The sequence below is a fragment of the Streptomyces sp. BBFR51 genome (assembly GCF_044591655.1).
In the GTDB taxonomy this organism is placed as follows: domain Bacteria; phylum Actinomycetota; class Actinomycetes; order Streptomycetales; family Streptomycetaceae; genus Streptomyces.
Genome location: NZ_CP172448.1, coordinates 7,031,398 through 7,051,332, shown reverse-complemented (window position 1 = coordinate 7,051,332; position 19,935 = coordinate 7,031,398). Strand labels below are relative to the sequence as shown.

The 19,935-nt window shown below is 72.3% G+C and carries 25 protein-coding genes; 7 read left to right on the top strand and 18 right to left on the bottom strand.

What is annotated here, in order from left to right; genetic code table 11:
- Positions 1 to 316 precede the first annotated feature (316 nt).
- The 5 genes from ACGH7X_RS32165 to ACGH7X_RS32145 form a co-directional block, all read right to left on the bottom strand.
- Entirely contained in the window at positions 317 to 1,180 is an 864-nt protein-coding gene (locus ACGH7X_RS32165; RefSeq protein WP_399891821.1) for a hypothetical protein, read from the bottom strand.
- Between the two features lie 250 nt (positions 1,181 to 1,430).
- Entirely contained in the window at positions 1,431 to 2,225 is a 795-nt protein-coding gene (locus ACGH7X_RS32160) for an RNA polymerase sigma factor SigF (RefSeq protein WP_399891818.1), read from the bottom strand.
- Positions 2,226 to 2,560: 335 nt separating this feature from the next.
- The gene (locus ACGH7X_RS32155) at positions 2,561 to 2,977 is read right to left on the bottom strand and encodes a VOC family protein (RefSeq protein ID WP_399891815.1); all 417 of its coding nucleotides are present in this window, start codon (positions 2,975 to 2,977) and stop codon (positions 2,561 to 2,563) included.
- A 5-nt stretch (positions 2,978 to 2,982) separates the two neighbouring features.
- Positions 2,983 to 3,411, bottom strand: a complete 429-nt coding sequence (locus ACGH7X_RS32150) for a helix-turn-helix transcriptional regulator (RefSeq protein ID WP_399891812.1) — start codon at positions 3,409 to 3,411, stop codon at positions 2,983 to 2,985.
- A 67-nt stretch (positions 3,412 to 3,478) separates the two neighbouring features.
- The gene (locus tag ACGH7X_RS32145) at positions 3,479 to 5,869 is read right to left on the bottom strand and encodes an ATP-binding cassette domain-containing protein (protein WP_399891809.1); all 2,391 of its coding nucleotides are present in this window, start codon (positions 5,867 to 5,869) and stop codon (positions 3,479 to 3,481) included.
- A gap of 197 nt (positions 5,870 to 6,066) precedes the next feature.
- On the opposite strand from ACGH7X_RS32145, the gene ACGH7X_RS32140 reads away from it, so the two are divergent.
- The 3 genes from ACGH7X_RS32140 (at position 6,067) to ACGH7X_RS32130 (ending at position 7,520) form a co-directional block, all read left to right on the top strand.
- The gene (locus ACGH7X_RS32140; RefSeq protein WP_399891807.1) at positions 6,067 to 6,474 is read left to right on the top strand and encodes a DUF2795 domain-containing protein; all 408 of its coding nucleotides are present in this window, start codon (positions 6,067 to 6,069) and stop codon (positions 6,472 to 6,474) included.
- A gap of 22 nt (positions 6,475 to 6,496) precedes the next feature.
- The gene (locus tag ACGH7X_RS32135) at positions 6,497 to 6,889 is read left to right on the top strand and encodes a CBS domain-containing protein (RefSeq protein ID WP_399891804.1); all 393 of its coding nucleotides are present in this window, start codon (positions 6,497 to 6,499) and stop codon (positions 6,887 to 6,889) included.
- Between the two features lie 88 nt (positions 6,890 to 6,977).
- Positions 6,978 to 7,520, top strand: a complete 543-nt coding sequence (locus ACGH7X_RS32130; RefSeq protein ID WP_399891801.1) for a type 1 glutamine amidotransferase domain-containing protein — start codon at positions 6,978 to 6,980, stop codon at positions 7,518 to 7,520.
- A gap of 74 nt (positions 7,521 to 7,594) precedes the next feature.
- Here ACGH7X_RS32130 and ACGH7X_RS32125 read toward each other — a convergent pair whose 3' ends face one another.
- Positions 7,595 to 7,873, bottom strand: a complete 279-nt coding sequence (locus ACGH7X_RS32125) for a DUF6158 family protein (RefSeq protein WP_399891798.1) — start codon at positions 7,871 to 7,873, stop codon at positions 7,595 to 7,597.
- Positions 7,874 to 7,933: 60 nt separating this feature from the next.
- Here ACGH7X_RS32125 and ACGH7X_RS32120 point away from each other — a divergent pair, with 60 nt between their 5' ends.
- Positions 7,934 to 9,055: a Vms1/Ankzf1 family peptidyl-tRNA hydrolase gene (locus ACGH7X_RS32120; protein WP_399891796.1), complete on the top strand. Its 1,122-nt coding sequence runs from the start codon at positions 7,934 to 7,936 to the stop codon at positions 9,053 to 9,055.
- Between the two features lie 46 nt (positions 9,056 to 9,101).
- On the opposite strand, the gene ACGH7X_RS32115 is transcribed toward ACGH7X_RS32120, so the two are convergent.
- Positions 9,102 to 10,721: an ABC-F family ATP-binding cassette domain-containing protein gene (locus ACGH7X_RS32115; protein ID WP_399891793.1), complete on the bottom strand. Its 1,620-nt coding sequence runs from the start codon at positions 10,719 to 10,721 to the stop codon at positions 9,102 to 9,104.
- Positions 10,722 to 10,843: 122 nt separating this feature from the next.
- On the opposite strand from ACGH7X_RS32115, the gene ACGH7X_RS32110 reads away from it, so the two are divergent.
- The 3 genes from ACGH7X_RS32110 to ACGH7X_RS32100 all read left to right on the top strand — a co-directional run bounded on the left by ACGH7X_RS32110 (position 10,844) and on the right by ACGH7X_RS32100 (position 13,538).
- Entirely contained in the window at positions 10,844 to 12,349 is a 1,506-nt protein-coding gene (locus ACGH7X_RS32110; protein WP_399891791.1) for a bifunctional phosphatase PAP2/diacylglycerol kinase family protein, read from the top strand.
- A gap of 142 nt (positions 12,350 to 12,491) precedes the next feature.
- Positions 12,492 to 13,313 carry a methyltransferase domain-containing protein gene (locus tag ACGH7X_RS32105; RefSeq protein ID WP_399891788.1) on the top strand — a complete coding sequence of 274 codons (822 nt, stop codon included), beginning with the start codon at positions 12,492 to 12,494 and terminating at the stop codon, positions 13,311 to 13,313.
- Between the two features lie 54 nt (positions 13,314 to 13,367).
- Positions 13,368 to 13,538: a hydrophobic protein gene (locus ACGH7X_RS32100; RefSeq protein WP_399891785.1), complete on the top strand. Its 171-nt coding sequence runs from the start codon at positions 13,368 to 13,370 to the stop codon at positions 13,536 to 13,538.
- Positions 13,539 to 13,571: 33 nt separating this feature from the next.
- Here the strand turns inward: ACGH7X_RS32100 and ACGH7X_RS32095 are convergent, their stop codons facing one another.
- The 11 genes from ACGH7X_RS32095 to ligD all read right to left on the bottom strand — a co-directional run bounded on the left by ACGH7X_RS32095 (position 13,572) and on the right by ligD (position 19,931).
- Positions 13,572 to 13,865, bottom strand: a complete 294-nt coding sequence (locus ACGH7X_RS32095; protein WP_399891782.1) for a gas vesicle protein K — start codon at positions 13,863 to 13,865, stop codon at positions 13,572 to 13,574.
- Between the two features lies 1 nt (position 13,866).
- Positions 13,867 to 14,049 (bottom strand): gas vesicle protein, encoded by a 183-nt coding sequence (locus ACGH7X_RS32090; RefSeq protein ID WP_399891779.1) that lies wholly within the window; start codon positions 14,047 to 14,049, stop codon positions 13,867 to 13,869.
- Positions 14,046 to 14,855, bottom strand: a complete 810-nt coding sequence (locus ACGH7X_RS32085) for a GvpL/GvpF family gas vesicle protein (RefSeq protein WP_399891776.1) — start codon at positions 14,853 to 14,855, stop codon at positions 14,046 to 14,048. The genes ACGH7X_RS32090 and ACGH7X_RS32085 overlap by 4 nt, the downstream gene beginning before the upstream one ends.
- On the bottom strand, positions 14,852 to 15,178 hold the full coding sequence (locus ACGH7X_RS32080) for a gas vesicle protein (protein WP_399891772.1): 327 nt from the start codon (positions 15,176 to 15,178) through the stop codon (positions 14,852 to 14,854). Before ACGH7X_RS32080 ends, ACGH7X_RS32085 begins: the two co-directional genes overlap by 4 nt.
- Positions 15,175 to 16,314 (bottom strand): SRPBCC family protein, encoded by a 1,140-nt coding sequence (locus tag ACGH7X_RS32075; RefSeq protein ID WP_399891769.1) that lies wholly within the window; start codon positions 16,312 to 16,314, stop codon positions 15,175 to 15,177. The genes ACGH7X_RS32080 and ACGH7X_RS32075 overlap by 4 nt, the downstream gene beginning before the upstream one ends.
- Positions 16,311 to 17,027, bottom strand: a complete 717-nt coding sequence (locus ACGH7X_RS32070) for a DNA primase (protein ID WP_399891766.1) — start codon at positions 17,025 to 17,027, stop codon at positions 16,311 to 16,313. The genes ACGH7X_RS32075 and ACGH7X_RS32070 overlap by 4 nt, the downstream gene beginning before the upstream one ends.
- Positions 17,024 to 17,287, bottom strand: a complete 264-nt coding sequence (locus tag ACGH7X_RS32065; RefSeq protein ID WP_399891764.1) for a gas vesicle protein GvpG — start codon at positions 17,285 to 17,287, stop codon at positions 17,024 to 17,026. The genes ACGH7X_RS32070 and ACGH7X_RS32065 overlap by 4 nt, the downstream gene beginning before the upstream one ends.
- A 4-nt stretch (positions 17,288 to 17,291) precedes the next feature.
- On the bottom strand, positions 17,292 to 18,065 hold the full coding sequence (locus tag ACGH7X_RS32060) for a GvpL/GvpF family gas vesicle protein (RefSeq protein ID WP_399891760.1): 774 nt from the start codon (positions 18,063 to 18,065) through the stop codon (positions 17,292 to 17,294).
- A complete protein-coding gene (locus ACGH7X_RS32055; RefSeq protein WP_217166320.1) occupies positions 18,062 to 18,505 on the bottom strand; it encodes a gas vesicle structural protein GvpA in 444 nt (147 codons plus the stop codon). Before ACGH7X_RS32055 ends, ACGH7X_RS32060 begins: the two co-directional genes overlap by 4 nt.
- Positions 18,506 to 18,580: 75 nt before the next feature.
- On the bottom strand, positions 18,581 to 18,943 hold the full coding sequence (locus ACGH7X_RS32050; RefSeq protein ID WP_399891757.1) for a gas vesicle protein: 363 nt from the start codon (positions 18,941 to 18,943) through the stop codon (positions 18,581 to 18,583).
- An 82-nt stretch (positions 18,944 to 19,025) separates the two neighbouring features.
- Positions 19,026 to 19,931: a non-homologous end-joining DNA ligase gene (ligD, locus tag ACGH7X_RS32045; RefSeq protein WP_399897484.1), complete on the bottom strand. Its 906-nt coding sequence runs from the start codon at positions 19,929 to 19,931 to the stop codon at positions 19,026 to 19,028.
- Between the last annotated feature and the right edge of the window lie 4 nt (positions 19,932 to 19,935).

Below are 19,935 nucleotides of genomic sequence, written 5' to 3'. Positions count from 1 at the left end.
CGAGTCACGGCCCCCCGACTCGCGCCACGCAGAGTCGCGGCCCGCGGAGTCGTGCCCCAGCGCCTCGCGGCCCGTGCTGCCACGGCTCCCGCCGTCATGACCCGTGTCGGCGGGGTCCGCCGTGCCGTGTCCTCCGTGTGCGGAGGCGGTGGCGGGGCCTTCGGAGTGCGTGCGCCGCATGCGTACCTCCGCGCGGTCCGTGGTGCCGTGTCCGTGCCCTGTCTCCGTCGGGCGGTGTGCTCGCTCGCCGGTCGTTGATCCCAGTACCCACCGTGGCGCCCCGCCATGGCTCCGGTACCGGCTCGGCTCACGCGGGTCAGCGTCCCCCGTCCTCCCCGCGCAGCCGCAGCCGCAGCCGGTACGCGGCCGCACCGCACGCGCCCGCGATCAGGACGCCACCGGCGACCAGGACGGGCACCGAGTCGCTGAAGGTCCCGCCCGTGCCGGCCCGCACCCCGTGCTCGGCCGTCCCACCGCCGCAGGACGTGCCCTGTCCGGAGGGCTGGCCGCGCGGGGCGGTGGGTTCGGGGCAGGCCGGCTTGGTGGTGGCGCAGGGCGTGCCGTGCGTGGAGGTCCCGGCGCGCGGGGCGGCGGATTCCCGGCACCCCGGCTCGGCGGCACCGCTCTCGCCCGGCACGGTCATGGTCGCGCTCCACGGATCGCCCTCGCCGCCGGAGGCGTCCGGGCAGGCGCCGTCGACGGTCCAGTCCTCCCCGGCGCCCGGCATGTCTTCCGCGTCGCCCGCGAACGCCGCCTCGTCCGTGCCCTCCTCGGCCCGCTCGGCCTCGAAGTCCTCGGCGGCGGCTATGCGCGCGGTGCCCCGGTAGGCCGGCCCGGACGTCGTCCCCTCGTCGTCCGCCACCTTGCGCAGCGCGACCGTGCCCTCGTCGAAGGCCGGTGAGGTGGCCTCGAGGGTCGCCGGCGCCGCTGCGCCGGTCGGGCCGCACGAGACCGAGACGGTGACGGTGCCGCCCGGAGTGACGTCGGCGGGGCTGACCTGGGCGGCGGCCTGCCCGGAGGCCGGTGGGAGGGCCTCCTCGGCGGAGGGCGGGGCGACGGGTTCCCCGGCGTCGGAGGGAGGTGGCGGGACGCCCGGGTCGGCCGCGCCGGACCCCGCGAAGACGCCGAGGGTGGCACTGGCCAGGACGGCGACGGACAGGGCGCGGGCGGTGCGGCGCATGGTGCGGGCTCCTTCGAGCGACGGCTCCGGGGGCACGGCGCTCGCGCCCCCTCGGCCATCACAGCCCGCCCGGCCCGGGCCCGCGCGTCACCGTGCGCCGTTCGTGCGAAGGGACGGCCCGTGCGAGTGAGCCGGAGGTTTCGCGGCCCTCCCCCGCCCCTTCCCCCGGGCTCGCGCACGCTGCTCGGCGATCCGGCGGCGGTCCGTCTGCTCACGCGTGACGGCACTCACCCCGGCGACCGCGGCCCCCTCAGGCCGGCGGGTCCCGGAGTACCTGCTCCCGCACCCGGTCGCAGCAGCGGGTGATCAGGCGGGAGACGTGCATCTGGGAGATGCCGAGCTGTTCGGCGATGCGGCTCTGGGTCATGTCGTCGAAGAAGCGCATGTAGAGGATGGCGCGCTCGCGCGGGGGCAGTGCGGCCAGGCGGTCCTTGACGGCCTCGCGGTCGACGACCGTGTCGAGGGCCGGGTCGGGGGCGCCGAGCGCGTCGCCGAGCGAGTAGCCGTCCTCGCTGCCGGGGAGTTCGGCGTCCAGGGACAGGGCGGTGAAGCTCTCCAGCGCCTCGAGACCGACCCGGACGTCGTCCTCGCTCAGGTCGGCGTGCTCGGCGATCTCGGTGACGGTGGGCCTGCGGCCGGGGATGGTCTGGGACAGGTCCTGGCCGGCGAAGCGGACGCGGTTGCGCAGCTCCTGGACCCGGCGCGGCACGTGCAGGGTCCACATGTGGTCGCGGAAGTGGCGCTTGATCTCGCCGGTGACGGTCGGCACGGCGTAGCTCTCGAAGGCGTTGCCGCGCTCGGGGTCGTACCGGTCGACGGCCTTGACGAGACCGAGGGCCGCGACCTGGCGCAGGTCCTCGTAGCTCTCGCCGCGGCTGCGGAATCGCCCCGCCAGCCGTTCGGCCATGGGCAGCCATGCCTCGACGATCCGGTCGCGGACCGCGTCGCGTTCCGGGCCGTCGGGAAGGGTGGCGAGCCGACGGAACGCGTCGGCGGTGTCGGGGGCGTCGTCGTGCGGGTGCTTCACACTGGCGTGGATCGGCATGTGCGTCGCAACTCCCTCGGAGCGCGGGGTCCCGTCGTCGCAGCCGGACGGCAGCCCGGTCGGCGCGGCCCGCACGATGGGCGGCCGGGGCTCGGAGAACCTCCGGCGCGCGGGGCGGGCGGCACCGGTACGACGACACGGCCCTTGGGTCGGGCGGTCACCGCGGGAGGGCGTCCGGGCCCCCGACGGACGCATCCGTGGCGGCGTCGCGCCGCTCCCACGGACGTGCCTCCTGTCCGAAGCACTGAACTTGCACCTGCCCCCTGTCCCTCACGGCAAACACCCGGAAGTCCTCCGTGCGGGACCAGGGGTCGCGGCGCCCGCGCCGCCGGTGATCACCCCGTGCGCGGCTGGTTGAAGCGCAGCATGTTGCCGGCCGGGTCGCGGAAGGCGCAGTCGCGGACGCCGTAGGGCTGGTCGACCGGCTCCTGGAGGACCTCGGCGCCCGCGGCGCGGATGCGTTCGAAGGTGGCGTCGACGTCGTCGGTGGTGAGGATGACGCCGCGCAGGAGGCCCTTCGCCAGCAGTTCGGCCATGGCCTCCCTGTCGGCGGCCGAGGCGCCCGGGTCCGCGAGCGGGGGTTCGAGGACGATGTCCACGTCGGGCTGGGCCGGGGAGCCGACGGTCACCCAGCGCATCCCTTCGAACGCGACGTCGTCGCGGACGTCCATGCCGAGTACGTCCCGGTAGAAGGCGAGCGCCTTGTCGTGGTCGTCGACGGCGATGAAGCACTGCGAGAGCTTGATGTCCATGCGCGTCACGCTACGGGCGGTGCCGCGGGCTTCGCTTCTCCGTTCCTGACCGGCCGGGTGTGGACCTTGGCGACGCAGGCCGGGACGGCGGCGCCGTCGGTGTGGTCGCGGTCCCGGTAGGCGCTCGGGCTCTCGCCGACGAGTTCGGTGAACCGCGAACTGAACGAGCCCAGCGAGGTACAGCCGACCGCGAAACAGACCTCGGTGACGCTCATGTCGCCCCGCCGCAGCAGCGCCTTGGCACGCTCGATGCGGCGCGTCATCAGGTAGCTGTACGGCGTCTCGCCGTAGGCGGCGCGGAAGCTGCGGGAGAAGTGGCCCGCCGACATGAGGGCGGCGCGCGCCAGCGCCGGGACGTCGAGCGGCTCGGCGTACTCGCGGTCCATCAGGTCGCGGGCCCGGCGCAGCCGGGCCAGATCCTCCAGCGTCGTCACCCGCACACGATCCCACAGCGCCGGACGCCACCGGTAGCGGCGCCGGCGCCGTGGGCCGTCGCCACGCTCAGGCGCCGATGTACGCCGCGAGGTGCTCGCCGGTGAGGGTGGAGCGGTCGGCGACCAGGTCGGCGGGGGTGCCCTCGAAGACGATCCGGCCGCCGTCGTGACCGGCGCCGGGGCCGAGGTCGATGATCCAGTCGGCGTGCGCCATGACGGCCTGGTGGTGCTCGATGACGATGACCGACTTGCCGGCGTCGACGAGGCGGTCGAGCAGGCCGAGCAGCTGCTCGACGTCGGCGAGGTGGAGTCCCGTGGTGGGCTCGTCGAGGACGTACACGCCGCCCTTCTCGCCCATGTGGGTGGCCAGCTTCAGCCGCTGCCGCTCGCCGCCGGACAGGGTGGTCAGCGGCTGGCCGAGGGTCAGGTAGCCGAGGCCGACGTCGGCGAGGCGCTCGAGGATCTTGTGCGCGGCCGGGGTGCGCGCCTCCCCTTCTCCGAAGAACTCCTCGGCCTGCGCGACCGACATCGCGAGCACCTCGCTGATGTCCCGGCCGCCGAAGCGGTACTCCAGCACCGAGGGCTGGAACCGCTTGCCCTCGCAGTCCTCGCAGGGGGTGGCGACGCCGGCCATCATCGCCAGGTCGGTGTAGATGACACCGGCGCCGTTGCAGGTGGGGCAGGCGCCCTCGGAGTTCGCGCTGAACAGGGCGGGCTTGACGCCGTTGGCCTTGGCGAAGGCCTTGCGGATGGGTTCGAGCAGTCCGGTGTACGTCGCCGGGTTGCTGCGGCGCGAGCCCTTGATGGGGCTCTGGTCGACCGATACGACGTCTGCGCCGGCCGGGACCGAGCCGTGGATCAGCGAGCTCTTGCCGGAGCCTGCGACGCCGGTGACCACGCAGAGCACGCCGAGCGGGACGTCGACGTCGACGCCCTGGAGGTTGTGCGTCCGCGCGTCGCGGATCTCCAGGGCTCCGGTGGACTTGCGGAGCGTCTCCTTGAGGGTGGCCCGGTCGTCGAGGTGGCGGCCGGTGATGGTGTCGCCGGCCCGCAGCCCCTCGACGGTGCCCTCGAAGCAGACGGTGCCGCCCTCCGTGCCGGCGCCGGGGCCGAGGTCGACGACGTGGTCGGCGATGGCGATCGCCTCGGGCTTGTGCTCGACGACCAGGACCGTGTTGCCCTTGTCCCGCAGCCGCAGGAGCAGGTCGTTCATCCGCTGGATGTCGTGGGGGTGCAGTCCGATGGTGGGCTCGTCGAAGACGTACGTGGTGTCGGTGAGCGAGGAGCCGAGGTGGCGGATCATCTTGACGCGCTGTGCCTCGCCGCCCGACAGGGTGCCCGCGGGCCGGTCGAGCGAGAGGTAGCCGAGGCCGATCTCCACGAAGGAGTCGAGGGTGTCCCGCAGTGCCGTGAGCAGTGGAGCCACCGAGGACTCGTCGAGGTCGCGGACCCATTCGACCAGGTCGCGGATCTCCATCGCGCAGGCGTCGGCGATGCTGATCTTCCCGATCCTGGACGACCGGGCGCCCTCGCTGAGCCGGGTGCCCTCGCACTCGGGACAGGTGGTGAAGGTGACCGCCCGCTCCACGAAGGCCCGGATGTGCGGCTGCATCGCCTCCTTGTCCTTGGACAGGAACGACTTCTGGATCTTCGGGATCAGACCTTCGTAGGTGAGGTTGACGCCGTTGACCTTCACCTTGACCGGGTCGCCGTAGAGGAAGTCCTGCAGCTCCTTCTTGGTGTACCGGCGGATCGGCTTGTCCGGGTCGACGAAACCGGACTGGGCGTACACCTGGACGGTCCACTGGCTGTCCGACTTCCAGCCGGGGATGGTGAACGCGCCCTCGGCGAGCGACTTGGAGTCGTCGTAGAGCTGGGTGAGGTCGATGTCGGAGACGGTGCCGCGGCCCTCACAGTGGGTGCACATGCCGCCGGTGCGCTGGAAGGTCGCCTTCACCGCCTTCTTGTTGCCGCGCTCGACGGTGATCGCGCCGCTAGCCCGGACCGAGGCGGTGTTGAAGGAGTACGCGCTGGGCGGGCCGATGTGGGGCTCGCCGAGGCGGCTGAAGAGGATGCGCAGCATCGCGTTGACGTCGGTGGCGGTGCCGACGGTGGAGCGGGGGTCGGCGCCCATGCGCTGCTGGTCCACGATGATCGCGGTCGTGAGGCCGTCCAGGACGTCGACCTCGGGGCGGGCGAGCGTGGGCATGAAGCCCTGGACGAAGGCGCTGTAGGTCTCGTTGATCAGCCGCTGGGACTCGGCGGCGATCGTGTTGAACACCAGCGAGCTCTTGCCGGAGCCGGAGACGCCGGTGAACACCGTCAGCCGCCGCTTGGGAATCTCGATGCTGACGTCCTTGAGGTTGTTCTCGCGGGCGCCGTGCACACGGATCAGGTCGTGGCTGTCGGCGACGTGCGGCTCGGGCTCCGGAGTGCCCGTCCTCTTGGCGCTGCTCATCGTGTCTCCATCTGTCGGGGGCTCGGTGAAGGTGAAGGTGAAGGTGACGCCCACAGTGGTCACACGCTAGATGGGGGGCGGCGGCCCGCGCTTCTCGATTCCTGATCCGTCCCCGATCCCTTTCGTCCGGGTGAATCCGTGTCGGCCCCCGGTGTCCGGGTACGCGGTCGGCACCCCCTGAGGATGTGGAGGGAGACATGCAGCGAGGCAGTGACCGGATGAGCGTCCACCGCGACGACGAGATGAAGCACGAACTGCAGGGTCTGCTCAGGTCCGGGCACCCCACCCGCAGCGAGGAGTGGAACGACCCGGAACCGGCCGCCGAGGACGACCCGGAAGTCACCTACGGACCGGTGACACCAGGCCGCGGGCCGACGTATCTGGAGGCCCTCCGGCTCGAACTGGCCCGGAACCTGACCCGGGGCAGCTTCCCCGCGGGACCGCGGGAACTGACCCGCACGCTGCGCCGCGGCAACGCGCCGGACGCCCTCGTCGAGGGCCTGGACCGGCTGCCGAACAAGGCGCGCTACGACAACGTCCAGGAACTGGCGGTGGCCCTGACCGACAACGGCCGGTCCGGTCCTCCCGGGCCGCAGGGCGCGTAGGCACCGGGAAGGGCGGGCCCCGATGGCCGAGTACGTGAAGGACGTCATGACCCCGGGCGTGGCCGCCGTCCGCCCGGGGTCGTCCCTGGTCGAGGCGGCGCGGCTGATGCGTACGCAGAACATCGGCGACGTGGTGGTCGCGGACGGGCAGGACGTCGTGGGCATGCTCACCGACCGTGACATCGCGGTCCGGGCGGTGGCGGAGGGTCTCGACCCGATGGCGGTGAGCGTCCGGTCGGTCTGCACCCACGACCCGCTGCTGGTCTCCCCTGACGATCCGGTGGCGGACGTGGTGGCGCTGATGCGCGAGCACGCCGTACGCCGGCTGCCGGTCGTGGAGGACGGACTGCCGGTCGGCACGGTGGGCCTCGGCGACCTGGCCGGCGTACGCGGCGCCTCCCCGGACACCGGCTGAGACCGGCCGCACAACACACACGCGCGCCATACGACGGCGTCGTCGGACGACGACACCGCCGACGCGCCCGGAAAGGAATCCGAACCCCATGCGCATCGCATTTCTCACCGCGCCCGAAGGCGTGGAACAGGTCGAACTGACCGAGCCGTGGAAAGCGGCGAAGGACGCGGGTCACGAGCCCGTGCTGGTCTCCACGCGGTCCGGCGAGGTCCAGGGCTTCGACCATCTCGACAAGGCGGACACGTTCCCGGTCAACGAGGTGGTGGGTGACACGTCCGCCGACTCCTTCGGCGGCCTGGTCCTGCCCGGCGGCGTGGCGAACCCGGACTTCCTGCGGACCGACGAGAAGGCCGTGGCGTTCGTCCGGGACTTCTTCGAACAGGGCCGGCCGGTGGCCGCGATCTGTCACGCGCCGTGGACGCTCGTCGAGGCGGACGTCGTACGCGGCCGGACCATGACCTCCTGGCCCAGTCTCCGCACCGACCTGCGCAACGCGGGCGCCACCTGGGTCGACGCCCAGGTGAAGGTCTGCGACCACGGCGCCAACGTCCTGATCACCAGCCGCAAGCCGGACGACCTCGAGGCTTTCTGCGAGACGTATCTCGCGGAGTTCGCCAAGGCGGGCGGCTGAGACACGCGCCGACGGGCCACCGGACGGGCGCGGCCGGCGCCCCTTCGGTGGCCCTCGGCCGCGCCCGGCCGCCCTCAGCCGCCGGGAGTGGCGGCCTGGCCGCAGCTCCGTTCCCTGGCCCCCTCGCGGGTGCGGCCCGGGGCGACGCTGCGCCGGGGATTGCGGCGCAGCCACTCGCCCTCCAGGCCTGCCATGCGGTCGTTGTGGGCCCGCAGCGCGTCGTTCGACCCGTACAGCAGGGTGTCGTGGCGCGTGCGGTGGATGGTCTCCAGCTCTTTCATGAGCTGCTGGTCGTCCAGGCGGCCCGGGTCCACACCGGTCCTGGCGTCGTCCCGCGTGTCGTGTTCGTTCATGCGGTCCGGGTACCCGCCTCCGGAGCACTACCACCCCCGAGCGGCACCCGGGAGAGAGCCATGGATCTCGCGTTTCTACACCCCCTCTACGAACACCAGGGGCCCTGGGCCTCCGTGTACGTCGACCTGTCCCGGCACACGGAGGACACCCCCCACGAACGTGAGCTGACGGCCGCCGCGGTGGCCCGGGAGCTGGCGGAGCAGGGCGCGGACGACGCCACCTGCCGGGCGGTGCGGGAGGCGGTGGACGACCTGCGGCACGCCACCGACCCGCACGGGCGGGCCCTGTTCGCGTGTGCCGGACAGGTGGTCCTCGATCCGCCGCTGGCCCGGCCGCCGTACGGCGGGACCACCGCCGACTGGGCTCCGCTGCCGCACGTCACGCCACTGCTCGACCTGGCCGGCGAGGACCCGGTGTGCGTGGTGGCGTACATCGACCGCAAGGGTGCCGACTTCGAGCTGCGCAGCGCGCTGGGCAGCTCCGACGCGGGCGGCGTGACCGGCAGGCAGTGGCCGGTGCACCGGACGAGCAGCGTGGACTGGTCGGAGCGCCACTTCCAGCTGCGGGTGGAGAACACCTGGGAGCACAACGCGGCGGAGATCGCGGACGCGCTCGCCGTGTGCCAGGAGGAGACGGGTGCGGACCTGCTGATCCTGGTGGGCGACGACCGGGAGCGGCGGTCGGTGCACGAGCGGCTGCCCAAGCGGATCCAGGAGCGGATCGCGGAGGCCTCGCGCGGCGCCGGCAGCCGGCTGCTGGACGACGAGGTGGAGGGGCTGCGCGACGACCACGTGCGCTCGCGGGCGCGCGAGGACCTGGACCGGTTCCTGGCCGCCCGGTCGCCGGACGGCCAGGGCCGGGCCGGCGCCGCGGAGGGCGTGCCCGCGCTGGTCGAGGCGGCCCGGGAGCACCGCATCGACGAGCTGCTGATCATCCCGGACGGCCCCGACACGCACCGCGAGGTGTGGATCGGAGAGGACGCCGACCAGCTGGCCGTGCGCCGTACGGAGCTGAAGACGCTCGGCGAGCAGAACTCCTGGTCGGCACGGGCGGACGACGCCCTGCTGCGCTCGGCCGTGATGACCGGCGCCCCGGCGATCTCGGTGACCCCGGCACTGCCCGCCAAGGCCGCCGACAAGGCACCGGTGGGCGGCCTGGGGGCACTGCTGCGCTGGAAGTGACCACCGGGCACCGGGCTGCCGGACGAACCCGGGTCGACCGGGCGCGCTAGCGGACCCGCTCCACCCGCCGTTCGTCCCAGACCGGTTCCGGCGTCTCGCGCACGCGCCCGTCGCTGCCGAAGACCAGGTACCGGTCGAAGGAGCGGGCGAACCAGCGGTCGTGGGTGACCGCGAGAACGGTGCCCTCGAAGCCCTCCAGTCCCTCCTGGAGGGCTTCGGCCGATTCCAGGTCCAGGTTGTCGGTCGGCTCGTCGAGCAGCAGGGCGGTGACGCCCTGGAGTTCGAGGAGCAGGATCTGGAAGCGGGCCTGCTGGCCGCCGGAGAGCCGCTCGAAGCCCTGCTCTGCCTGCTGGGTCAGCTCGTAGCGGCGCAGCCGGGACATGGCGGCCCCCCGGTCCTGGGCGTGCTCGGTCCACAGGATGTCCAGGAGGGTGCGGCCCAGCAGTTCGGGGTGGGCGTGGGTCTGCGCGAAGTGTCCGGGCACCACGCGCGCCCCGAGCTTCCAGTGGCCGGTGTGCGCCACGTCGTCGCCGGCCAGCAGCCGCAGGAAGTGCGACTTGCCGGAGCCGTTGGAGCCGAGGACGGCGATCCGTTCGCCGTAGAAGACCTCCAGGTCGAAGGGTTTCATCAGGCCGGTGAGTTCCAACTGCTCGCAGGTGACGGCGCGGACGCCGGTGCGTCCGCCCTTCAGGCGCATCCTGATGTCCTGCTCGCGCGGCGGCTCGGGCGGCGGCCCGGCCTCCTCGAACTTGCGCAGCCGGGTCTGGGCGGCGCGGTAGCGGGAGGCCATGTCCGGGCTGTTCTCGGCGGCCTGACGCAGCGTCAGGACGAGCTTCTTGAGCTGTGCGTGCTTCTCGTCCCAGCGACGCCGCAGTTCCTCGAAGCGGGCGAAGCGTTCGCGGCGGGCCTCGTGGAAGGTGGTGAAGCCGCCGCCGTGCACCCAGGCGTCGGCGCCCGCGGGCCCCGGCTCGATGGAGACGAGCTTGTGGGCGGCGCGGGCGAGGAGTTCCCGGTCGTGGGAGACGAACAGCACGGTCTTGCGGGTCTCGGCGAGCCGCTCCTCCAGCCAGCGCTTGCCGGGCACGTCGAGGTAGTTGTCCGGCTCGTCGAGCAGCAGCACCTCGTCGGTGCCGCGCAGCAGGGCCTCCAGGACGAGGCGTTTCTGCTCGCCGCCGGAGAGCGTGCTCACCTGCCGCCACTGGGCGCGCTCGTAGGAGATGCCCAGCGCGGCCGTGGTGCAGATGTCCCACAGGGTCTCGGCCTCGTACCCGCGCGCCTCGGCCCAGTCGGAGAGTGCCTGCGCGTACTCCAGCTGGGCGGCCTCGTCGTCGACCGTCATGATCGCGTGCTCGGCGGCGTCGACGGCGCGGGCGGCCTCGCGGATCCGGGGCGGCGCGACGGACACCAGCAGGTCGCGCACGGTCGTCTCGTCCCGGACGGAGCCGACGAACTGGCGCATCACCCCGAGGCCGCCGCTGACGGTGACGCTCCCGCCGTGCGGTTTCAGCTCCCCGGCCAGGAGGCGGAGCAGGGTGGTCTTGCCCGCCCCGTTGGGTCCGACGAGGGCCACGACGGCCCCCTCCCCCACGCGGAAGGAGACGTCGCCGAGCAGCGCTCTCCCGTCGGGGAGGTAGTACTCCAGGTGCGCGGCTTCGAGGTGACCCATGAGCCGGATTCTGCGGCCCCGGCCACGTTCCGGGCAAACCGATTACGGCCGCCCCGCGGTGGACCGCGGCACGTGGGGAGCGCCACCCGCAGGAAACGGCGTCGGCAGGGTAGGCGGGAGCCATGAGCCCCGATGTAGACCTCACCGCCCCGACGCCCGGCCCGCACCCCCTGCGCAACGGATTCCTGCGCCTGGACCAGCGTGCCTTCGAGGCCGTCGCCGCCCGTACCTGGCCCGGCGCCGACCCCCTGCTGCCCCGGCTGAGCCGCGGCGCCAACCACGGGGTGCTGTGGTTCGCGGCGGCCGCCGTCCTGGCCGCGTCGCGCACCCCGAGGGCCCGTCGCGCGGCGGCCCGGGGACTGGCCTCGCTGGGCCTGGCCTCGCTGACGATCAACACGCTCGGCAAGCGCTCGGTGCGCCGGCCCCGTCCCGTGCTGGACCCGGTTCCGCTGGTGCGGCAGTTGAAGCGGCAGCCGATCACGACGTCCTTCCCGTCCGGGCACGCCGCGTCGGCGGCCGCGTTCGCGACCGGCGTCGCGCTGGAGTCCCCGGCGTGGGGCGCGGCGGTGGCCCCGGTGGCCGCGGCGGTCGCCCTGTCCCGGGTCTACACCGGCGTCCACTTCCCGAGCGACGTGCTGGCCGGTGCGGCCCTCGGGGCGGGGGCCGCGTTCGCCGTACGGGGCATGGTGCCGACGCGGGCCCAGCACACCCCGCCGGCCCGGCCTCGTGCGCAGGTGCCCGCGCTGCCCGGGGGCGAGGGTCTCGTCATGGTGGCCAACATCGGCTCGGGCACCTCGGACCGGGTGCGGGCGCTGTGCGACGCGCTGCCCGACGCGGAGGTGGTGGAGTGCGAGCCGGTTGACGTCAGGGCGGAGTTGGAGAAGGCGGCGGGCCACGCCCGGGTGCTCGGCGTGTGCGGCGGCGACGGCACCGTGAACGCCGCGGCCGAGATCGCGCTGCGTCACGGGCTGCCGCTGGCGGTGCTGCCCGGCGGCACGCTCAACCACTTCGCCTACGACCTGGGTGTGGAGGACGTACGGGATCTGTGCGGGGCGCTGGAGCGGGGCGAGGGGGTACGGGTGGACGTGGGCCGGTTCGCCTCCGGCGGGCGGCGCGGTGTCTTCCTGAACACCTTCAGCCTCGGTGTGTACCCGGAGTTGGTCAACGAGCGGGAGCGGTGGTCGCCCCGGATCGGCGGGTGGCCGGCCGGGGTGGTGGCGGCCGTGCGGGTGCTGCGCGCCGACCGACATCCGCTGGAGGCGGAGGTACGCGGTCGCAGGCGCCCGCTGTGGATGCTGTTCGCGGGCAACGGCACGTACCACCGCAGGGGCCTCGCCTCGGGGCGCCGGCTCGACCTGGCGGACGGGCAGCTGGACGTCCGGGTGGTGCACGGCGGGCGGCGGCCCGCCCTGCGGCTGCTGTCCGCGGCCCTGGCGGGGCCGCTGACCCGCTCCCCCGCCCACGCGGCGGTGCAGGTGCCCCGGCTGCGCCTTTCGGGAGTGGCGCCGGGCACGCTGATGGCGTTCGACGGCGAGCTGACCGAGACGGAGGGCGACCTGACGCTCGAGAAGCTGCCCGAGGCGCTCACGGTGTACCGGCCGCTGCCCGGCGGCGGCCTGCTCTCCTGACGGCGGCCCTCGCGGGTCCGCCACCATCGGTCTCCTGACACGCCTTCTCCTGACATGCCGTCAGTCCAGATAGTAAAACGCTGATCTCATCATGCGGCTGACGGGCGTACCGTGATCGCACTGTCGGGAGAGGGGATCCACCATGCCGAGGCCGCACGAGACCGCCGTCTACACGCACGGGCACCACGAGTCCGTGCTCCGCTCGCACACCTGGCGCACCGCCGAGAACTCCGCCGCCTACCTGCTCGGATCCCTGCGGCCCCACATGCGGATCCTGGACATCGGCTGCGGCCCGGGCACCATCACCGCGGACCTGGCGGAACTGGTTCCGGACGGCCACGTCACCGGTGTGGACCGGTCTCCGGAGATCGTGGAGCGGGCCCGGGCGACGGCCGCCGGACGCGGGCTCGGCAACACCGACTTCGCGGTGGCCGACGTGCACGCGCTGGACTACCCGGACGACACGTTCTGCGTGGTCCACGCCCACCAGGTGCTCCAGCACGTGGGCGACCCGGTGCGGGCGCTGCGCGAGATGCGGCGGGTCGCGCGGCCGAACGGGATCATCGCCGTCCGAGACTCCGACTACGGCGCCATGACCTGGTACCCAGCGTCCCCGGGCATGGACGACTGGCTGGACCTGTACCGCCGGGTGGCCCGCGCCAACGGCGGCGAGCCGGACGCCGGCCGCCGGCTGAAGGCCTGGGCTCTGGAGGCGGGGTTCACGGACATCACGGCGACCTCCGCGACCTGGACCTTCACCACACCCGAGGAGCGGGAGTGGTGGAGCGGCCTGTGGGCGGACCGCACCCTGGCTTCGGCGTACGCCGAGCGCGCCACCGAGGGCGGCCATGCGACGGCGGAGCAGCTGCAAGCGGTCTCGGCGGCCTGGCGGGAGTGGGGAAAGCGGCCGGAAAGCTGGTTCGGTGTCCTGCACGGAGAGATTCTGTGCCGAAAGGAAGCGTGACCGACGTCTGTTCGATGACTTTCGGGACACCAGTACGGCAGGAGGTTCAAAACTATGGTTCCGCTTTTGCTCGTACTGCTTCTGGCGATCGTACTTTTCGGCGTCGGATTCGCGGTGAAGATTCTCTGGTGGATCGCTCTGGTGGTTCTGGTCCTGTGGGTGCTGGGTTTCCTGGCCCGCGGGACGAAGGCCGGCGGCGGCAGGGGCCGCTGGTACAGGTGGTGAACGACGTGTGGTGAGGCTGCTGCCCCGGGAGACTCACTCCCGGGGCAGTAGCGGTCCCAGCGGCCCGAGGTCCAGATTCAGGTCCTCGGGCCGCAGTCCGTACCGGTCGCGCAGTTCGGTCATGCGGTCGTCGAGGAGCATCAGGGTGAGCCCGATCCGCTCCTCCTGCTCCTCGCTCAGGTCCCCCTCGTCGACGCGGCGCAGCGCCTGGCGTTCCATGAGCTGGCGCAACAGCTCGACGACCGTCAGGACCAGCTTGATCAGGTCGCGCTCGACCGTGTCGGGGTCGAGATCGAGGTGCTTGCGGGGCTCCGGGCGTTCACTCACGTCAGTCCTCGAACGGTGACGGTACGTTGCGGTTGACCGAGCTGATCATCGCGTTCAGGTCGATCCGGACCAGGTCGACGTCCGCGATGCGCAGCGTGACGTCGCCCATGATGACGACGCCCCCGGCCAGCAGCCGGTCGAGCAGGTCCACGAGCGCGATCTCACGGCGTTCGACGACGGTCACGATCCCTCCCCCGTGTCGTTCCCGCCAGAGGTCTCGTCGCCGGCGGTCTCCTCACCGGCGAAGGAATAGGCAGCCCATGGTCCGGTGAGTTCCACGCGAATTCCGGGGGTGTCGTCCTTCGTCCCGTCCACCATTTCGACGAATTCCTCGGAGGCGTCGCGGCGCACCAGATAGGCGGCATTGAGGACGTTCCGTCCGGCGGCACCGGAAAGGCGGGGATTCTGCGGTGCGTGCAGCCGCGCGTCGTCGGCCCGGTCGGAAAGCGTCCGGTGCAGGCCCGTGGCGAATTCCTCCGCCCTGCTCCACAGGTCGTCGTCCGCCCGTGACTGCCGGCGCCGCTGCCGCAGGTAGTCCCGGCCCGAGGCGGGCTTCGGCGCGGGCTGCGCCGGTGCGGCCGCCTGCTCGGGCTCGGCCTCGACGTACACCTTCACGCCCCACTCCACCCGTCCGTCCAGCCGGTCGAGCGTGCGCCGGAAGGCGCTCTCGCGCTCCTCCAGCATCACGCGTACGCCGCTGTCGTCCCGGAATACGGTGGCCAGCCGGAGCGGCAGCGGGGTGGTGACGGCGGTGAGCGCGTCGACCACCTGTTGGTGGGCGCGGGCGGTGCCGGTCAGCCAGTCCAGGTCCTCCAGGCGGGCGCGCAGCGCCTCCTCGCCGAAGTCGGCGTCGGGCACATGGCTGACGACGGCGACCAGGTCGCCGTGCGGCAGCAGCCGGGGCGGGTCGCCCGCCACCCCCACGAGCTGGGCCTGGAGGGCCGCGTCGAAGGGACGGCAGACGGCGTAGACGTAGCGCAGTCCGGTCACGGTGCCTCCCTCGGTACACGGCCCGGCTCCAGTTCACGCAGTCGTTCCCGCAACTCGGCGTTCTCCCTGGTCAGTTCGTCACGCCGGGCGCGCGAGGACAGTGCGGGGTCGCTCTCCCACCAGTCGATGCCCATCTCCCTGGCCTTGTCCACGGAGGCGACGACGAGCCGCAGCTTGATGGTCAGCAACTCGATGTCGAGCAGGTTGATCTTGATGTCGCCCGCGATCACGACGCCCTTGTCGAGCACCCGCTCCAGGATGTCGGCGAGGTTGGCGCTCTGTCCCTGGCCGTAGGGATCGGGCAGCCGGCTGGGGGTGGTCATCGACGGCTCCCGCCCTCGGCGTCCTCGTACTCCTCACGGGACGCGTCCTCGTCCTCCCCGCCTTCCTTCTCCTCCTCCGCGTACTCGCCCTCGGGCTCCTCCTCGTACTCGCCCTCCGGCTCCTCCTCGTACTCGCCCTCCGGCTCTTCCTCGGGCTCTTCGCCGGATTCGTCTTCGGGCTCCTCCTCGTACTCGGCGTCCGCCTCGTCCTCGCCCTCGGGCTCCTGCTCCTGGTCCTGCTCCTGCTGCTCCTCTTCCTCCTCCGCGACCGCGTCCTCGTGGCTGCGGACGACCTCGCCGTCGCGGATCTCGCCGCGCCAGCCGTCGTCGGCCTCGCCCTTGAGGGTGATGTGACGGACGTAGTTCTTCAGGTCGAGCCGAGCCCGGCGGCCCTGGGCGCGCCAGATGTTGCCGGTCTTCTCGAACAGGCCCTTCGGGTAGTACTCGATGACCAGGATCACCCGCGTGAGGCTGTCGGCGAGCTGGTGGAAGCTGACGACACCCTTGGTGGTGCCCTTGGCTCCCTCCGACGTCCAGGAGATCCGGTCGTCGGCCACCTGCTCGGTGGTCTTCGCCTTCCAGCTGCGGTTGGACCAGAAGACCTTCAGCTGCCAGTCGGAGGACGTGTCGTCGGCGCGGTTGGCGCTCTTGACTCCCTTGGCGAAGGTGCTGAAGTCCTGGTACTGGGTCCACTGGTCGTAGGCCGTGCGCAGCGGGACGCCGACGTCGACGTACTCGATGATGACGGTCGGCTTCTGGCCGCCGCCGCCCTTCTTCCTGCCCTTGCCGCCGGTGAGGTTCTTGAAGGCGCCGACCACGTTGTCCTTCACCTTGCCGGCGCCGACCTCGAACGCGGCCCGCACCGGACTCTTGCCCTCGGCGAGCTTGCGGCCGCCGTCGAGGGCGAGCTTGGCGAAGCCGGGGCTGTTGCCCTCGGCGACGTCGTTCAGCTTGCCGGTGGTCTCGCCGAGCTTGGTGCCGACGCCGGTCAGCAGTCGCGTGACCTGGGCGGCGAGGTAGTCCTGCACCTCCGCCTTGAGGCGGTCTGCCGCCTCGCTCCGGGCGACGTCGGCGATCGGGTTCTTCTTCGCGGCCTTTCCTGCCGTGGAGGCCGCGGAACCGAGGGTGTCGCTCATCGCTCACCACCGCCCTTCGACTGCCGGGTGCCGGCACCGCGGGCGGCGCTCCTGGCGCCGGCCGTCTTCTTGCCGGCCGCCTTCTTCGCGGGCTGGGCGCGCTTGGCGGCGCCCTTCTTCGCCGGCGCCTTCTTGACCGCCTTCCGGGCCTCGGGCGCGGCCTTCTTCGCGGGCCGCTCCCGCCGGGGCTCGCGCCGCTCCGGGCGCCGGGCCTCGGGCTCCTCCGCACCGTCGTCCGCGGACTCCTCGTCCGCCTGTCCGTCCGGCTGCTCTTCCGGCTCCTCTTCCGGCTGCTCTTCCGGCTGCTCGTCCTCGTACTCCGCGTCCTGCTCCGAGTCCTCCGAGTCCTCGGAGTCGCGGGAGTCGTCGGAGCCGACGCCGGGCGCCTGGGACGCCACGCCGGAGAGCTGGTCGCGCACCTCTGCGGTGCGCCCGTGCAGGCGGTCGGCGAGCGCTCCAATCTGCCGCTCGACGAGGGCACCGGAAGCGGCCTTGCCCACGCCCTGGAGGTCGGTGCGCAGCTGATCCCCGATCTCCTTGAACTGGGGGTTGTTCTGCAGCTGCGAGGAAGCCAGTTCCGCGATGCCCTTCGGGGTCAGGTTCAGCTTCTTGCCGGCGACCATGGTGCCCACGGCGATCGCGAATTTCAGTTTCTTCGTACGTCCCAGCAGATATCCGGCCCCTACGGCGAGGCCAAGTCCTACTCGATTCATGATGCCGTCCCGTTGCCCAATCCCGCGCTCGTGCGCGTTGCGATCTCCAGCCGGTCCAGAAGCTCGTCCTCCTGTCGGTCGAACTCCTCCTCGGTGATCTCGCCGGCTTCCAACTGCTCTTCCAGACGAGCAAGTTCGGCCCGGACCGTGGCGGGGTCGTAGTAGATCCGCTCGGCCTCGTTCATCACCTGTCTGATGGCCCACGCGCTGCCGCGCACCGGTGCGAACGGCAGCAGCAGGACCTCCGAGATCAGTCCCATGCCGTCACCCCGCTCCGGCGTCCGCACCGCCGGCCGCGGTGCCCGCGGGCTCGGCCGGGCCGGGCTCGACGAAGCTGTACGGCGGCAGCGGACCGTTCACCCGCACCTCGAGGTGCGGCATGTCGCCCCGCGCCCGCTCCACGGCGGCGAGGAACTCCTCGGCCGTGTCCCGGTTCACGAGGAACGACACGTTGGCCAGCCAGCCGGTGGACTCGGGGCCCACACTCACCGCGTCGGCGCCCGGTTCCAGGGCGCGCTCGAGCGTGGTGGCGTCCTCGGCCTCCTTGCCCTTGATCGCGGCCGCGACCATCTCGCCGAGCTGGATCTTGGTCTCGTAACTGCCGCCCCCCGCCTGCCTGTTGGACTCCGCGAGGGCGCGGATCTCGGGGTTCTGGGCCATCACGTGGTGCAGTACGGCTTCTTCGACGTGGTTGGCCTTGATGTTGTACTCGACCCGGCCGTCCAGCGCCCCGAGGCGTTCCCTGTAGTGCTCGGCGCGCTCGGCCAGCACCCCGGTGACCGCCTTGTCGTCCGGGGCCACGCTGCCGAAGCGCATGGGCAGCACACAGCCGTCGGCGCCGATCTCGCTCAGCACGTTCTGGTGGGCGAGCAGTTCCCTGCGCTTGGGGCGCAGCCCCTCGGGCGCGTCACTGACGACGGCCGCCAGCTCGCCCTCCTTCAGGATCCGCACCTCGCGCGGCGGGTCACCGACTCCGCTCGTGCCCTCGGGGAGCGAGGGGTGCGTGGCGGCGGTGATGCCGTAGACGTACGTACTCACTCCTGCTCCTCCTTCCGGCGCGAGGGCGCGGCCTTGCGGGCGCGCGGACGCGATGCCGGCTCGCGCTCGCGTTCGGAGCCGCCCTCGTCACGGGACTGCTGGAACGCGTCGGAGATGGTCTCGGCGGCGCCGGACAGCGCCCCCTTGGACTTGCCCTTGGCGCCGGACTCGGTCATCTTCCCGACCAGGTCGGGCAGGCCCGGGTCCTTGCGCGGCCCGGCCTCCAGGTCGAGCCGGTTGCACGCCTCGGCGAAGCGCAGATAGGTGTCCACGCTGGCGACGACGACGCGGACGTCGATCTTCAGGATCTCGATGCCGACCAGGGAGACGCGCACGAATGCGTCGATGACGAGCCCCCTGTCCAGAACAAGCTCAAGCACGTCGTAAAGGCCGCTGCTGCCGCCTCCACCGCCGGTCTGTTGTGCCGGTACGACTGTCATGCCAGCTGTTCCTCCGTCTTGATTGCGGATGTGGGTGCGTTCCGTGGGTGCGTTCGGTGGGTCCGGCCGGGCCGTCTAGCGGCCGCCGGAACCTCTTGCGTCGGAGCGGCCGCGCTCGTAGCGCCGGACGCGCCGGTAGCCCGTGAGCTGCCCCTCGGAGTCGAGCTCCACCTGGTAGCTCGCCATCAGGCTCATCGTGTCGGGCACCCGCTCGAGCTCGAGGACCTCGACGTCCAGCGCCCAGCCGTCCTCCGTCTGCGCGAAGGACGACACGGACTCGGCGTTCATACCGGTGAGCTCGGCAAGCTGGGCGCGCGCCTCGCGCAGGACCTCCATGGGCTTGGGACGGCGCGACTCATGTGAAGTTTGTGACGTATGTGACTTTCGTGAACTCTGTTGTGAGCCTTGCGATTCGGATGTGTTTTTCGTGTTCGACATGGCCACCTCCCCCTCCGTGTGGCCGCATGTGTGTTCGCCAAACCTCACCCCGCCGCGCAGGGCGTTCAGCCGCGCGAGGAGTTCAGCCGCGCAGGGCGTTCAGCCGCCGCCGTGCGGGGCCCAGGGCCCGGGGGTGGTTCAGGATCCCGGCCCAGGGCCGGGTGCGCGCCTGCTCGACGGCGTCCGCGATGGTCCAGCGGCGGGCGTGCAGGGCGGGGTCGTCCAGCTGGTCCCAGGAGATGGGCGTCGCCACGGGCGCGCCGGGGCGGGCGCGCACGGTGAAGGGGGCCACGGCGGTCTGGGCGTAGGCGTTGCGCTGGATGTCGAGGTAGAGCCTCTCGCCGCGGTCCTTCTTGCGGGCGGCGGTGGTGAGCCGGTCCGGATGGGCCGCGGCCAGGGCGTCGGCGACGGCGCGCGCGAACTCCCGTACGTCGTCGAAGTCTTGGTGGCCGTTCAGGGGCACGATCACATGCAGTCCCCGGGAGCCGGTGGTCATCAGGGCCGAGGGCAGCTTCAGTTCGTCGAGCAGCTCTCCCAGCAGCCGGGCGGCCACCCGGACGGCCTCGAAGTCGTCTCCGGACGGGTCGAGGTCGAAGACCATGCGGTCCGGCCGGTCGACCTGCCCGGTCCGGGACAGCCAGCGGTGCAGGGTGAGCGCGGCCTGGTCGGCCAGGTAGACGAGGGTGGCGGAGTCGTCGCAGACGGTGTGGCAGACGGTGCCGCCCTCCTTGCCGACCTCGACGCGGCCGATCCACTCCGGGTAGTGCTCCGGGGTGTTCTTCTGCATGAAGCGCGGCCCGTCGACGCCGTCCGGGTGCCGCTCCAGCATCAGCGGGCGGCCCCGCAGATGCGGCAGCATGAACGGGGCGACGGCACGGTGGTAGTCGACGAGATCGCCCTTGGTGTACTCCTGCGCGCCGCCGTCACCCTTGGGGAACAGCACCTTGTCCGGCCGGTGGACCTCCACCGTGTGCCGGCCGGCCCGCACCGTC

Coding starts and splice junctions, on each gene's coding strand:
- ACGH7X_RS32165 (WP_399891821.1), bottom strand. CDS start 1,180: ATGCGCCGCACCGCCCGCGCCCTGTCCGTCGCCGTCCTGGCCAGTGCC.
- ACGH7X_RS32160 (WP_399891818.1), bottom strand. CDS start 2,225: ATGCCGATCCACGCCAGTGTGAAGCACCCGCACGACGACGCCCCCGAC.
- ACGH7X_RS32155 (WP_399891815.1), bottom strand. CDS start 2,977: ATGGACATCAAGCTCTCGCAGTGCTTCATCGCCGTCGACGACCACGAC.
- ACGH7X_RS32145 (WP_399891809.1), bottom strand. CDS start 5,869: ATGAGCAGCGCCAAGAGGACGGGCACTCCGGAGCCCGAGCCGCACGTC.
- ACGH7X_RS32140 (WP_399891807.1), top strand. CDS start 6,067: ATGCAGCGAGGCAGTGACCGGATGAGCGTCCACCGCGACGACGAGATG.
- ACGH7X_RS32135 (WP_399891804.1), top strand. CDS start 6,497: ATGGCCGAGTACGTGAAGGACGTCATGACCCCGGGCGTGGCCGCCGTC.
- ACGH7X_RS32130 (WP_399891801.1), top strand. CDS start 6,978: ATGCGCATCGCATTTCTCACCGCGCCCGAAGGCGTGGAACAGGTCGAA.
- ACGH7X_RS32125 (WP_399891798.1), bottom strand. CDS start 7,873: ATGAACGAACACGACACGCGGGACGACGCCAGGACCGGTGTGGACCCG.
- ACGH7X_RS32120 (WP_399891796.1), top strand. CDS start 7,934: ATGGATCTCGCGTTTCTACACCCCCTCTACGAACACCAGGGGCCCTGG.
- ACGH7X_RS32115 (WP_399891793.1), bottom strand. CDS start 10,721: ATGGGTCACCTCGAAGCCGCGCACCTGGAGTACTACCTCCCCGACGGG.
- ACGH7X_RS32110 (WP_399891791.1), top strand. CDS start 10,844: ATGAGCCCCGATGTAGACCTCACCGCCCCGACGCCCGGCCCGCACCCC.
- ACGH7X_RS32105 (WP_399891788.1), top strand. CDS start 12,492: ATGCCGAGGCCGCACGAGACCGCCGTCTACACGCACGGGCACCACGAG.
- ACGH7X_RS32100 (WP_399891785.1), top strand. CDS start 13,368: ATGGTTCCGCTTTTGCTCGTACTGCTTCTGGCGATCGTACTTTTCGGC.
- ACGH7X_RS32080 (WP_399891772.1), bottom strand. CDS start 15,178: ATGACCACCCCCAGCCGGCTGCCCGATCCCTACGGCCAGGGACAGAGC.
- ACGH7X_RS32075 (WP_399891769.1), bottom strand. CDS start 16,314: ATGAGCGACACCCTCGGTTCCGCGGCCTCCACGGCAGGAAAGGCCGCG.
- ACGH7X_RS32070 (WP_399891766.1), bottom strand. CDS start 17,027: ATGAATCGAGTAGGACTTGGCCTCGCCGTAGGGGCCGGATATCTGCTG.
- ACGH7X_RS32065 (WP_399891764.1), bottom strand. CDS start 17,287: ATGGGACTGATCTCGGAGGTCCTGCTGCTGCCGTTCGCACCGGTGCGC.
- ACGH7X_RS32055 (WP_217166320.1), bottom strand. CDS start 18,505: ATGACAGTCGTACCGGCACAACAGACCGGCGGTGGAGGCGGCAGCAGC.
- ACGH7X_RS32050 (WP_399891757.1), bottom strand. CDS start 18,943: ATGTCGAACACGAAAAACACATCCGAATCGCAAGGCTCACAACAGAGT.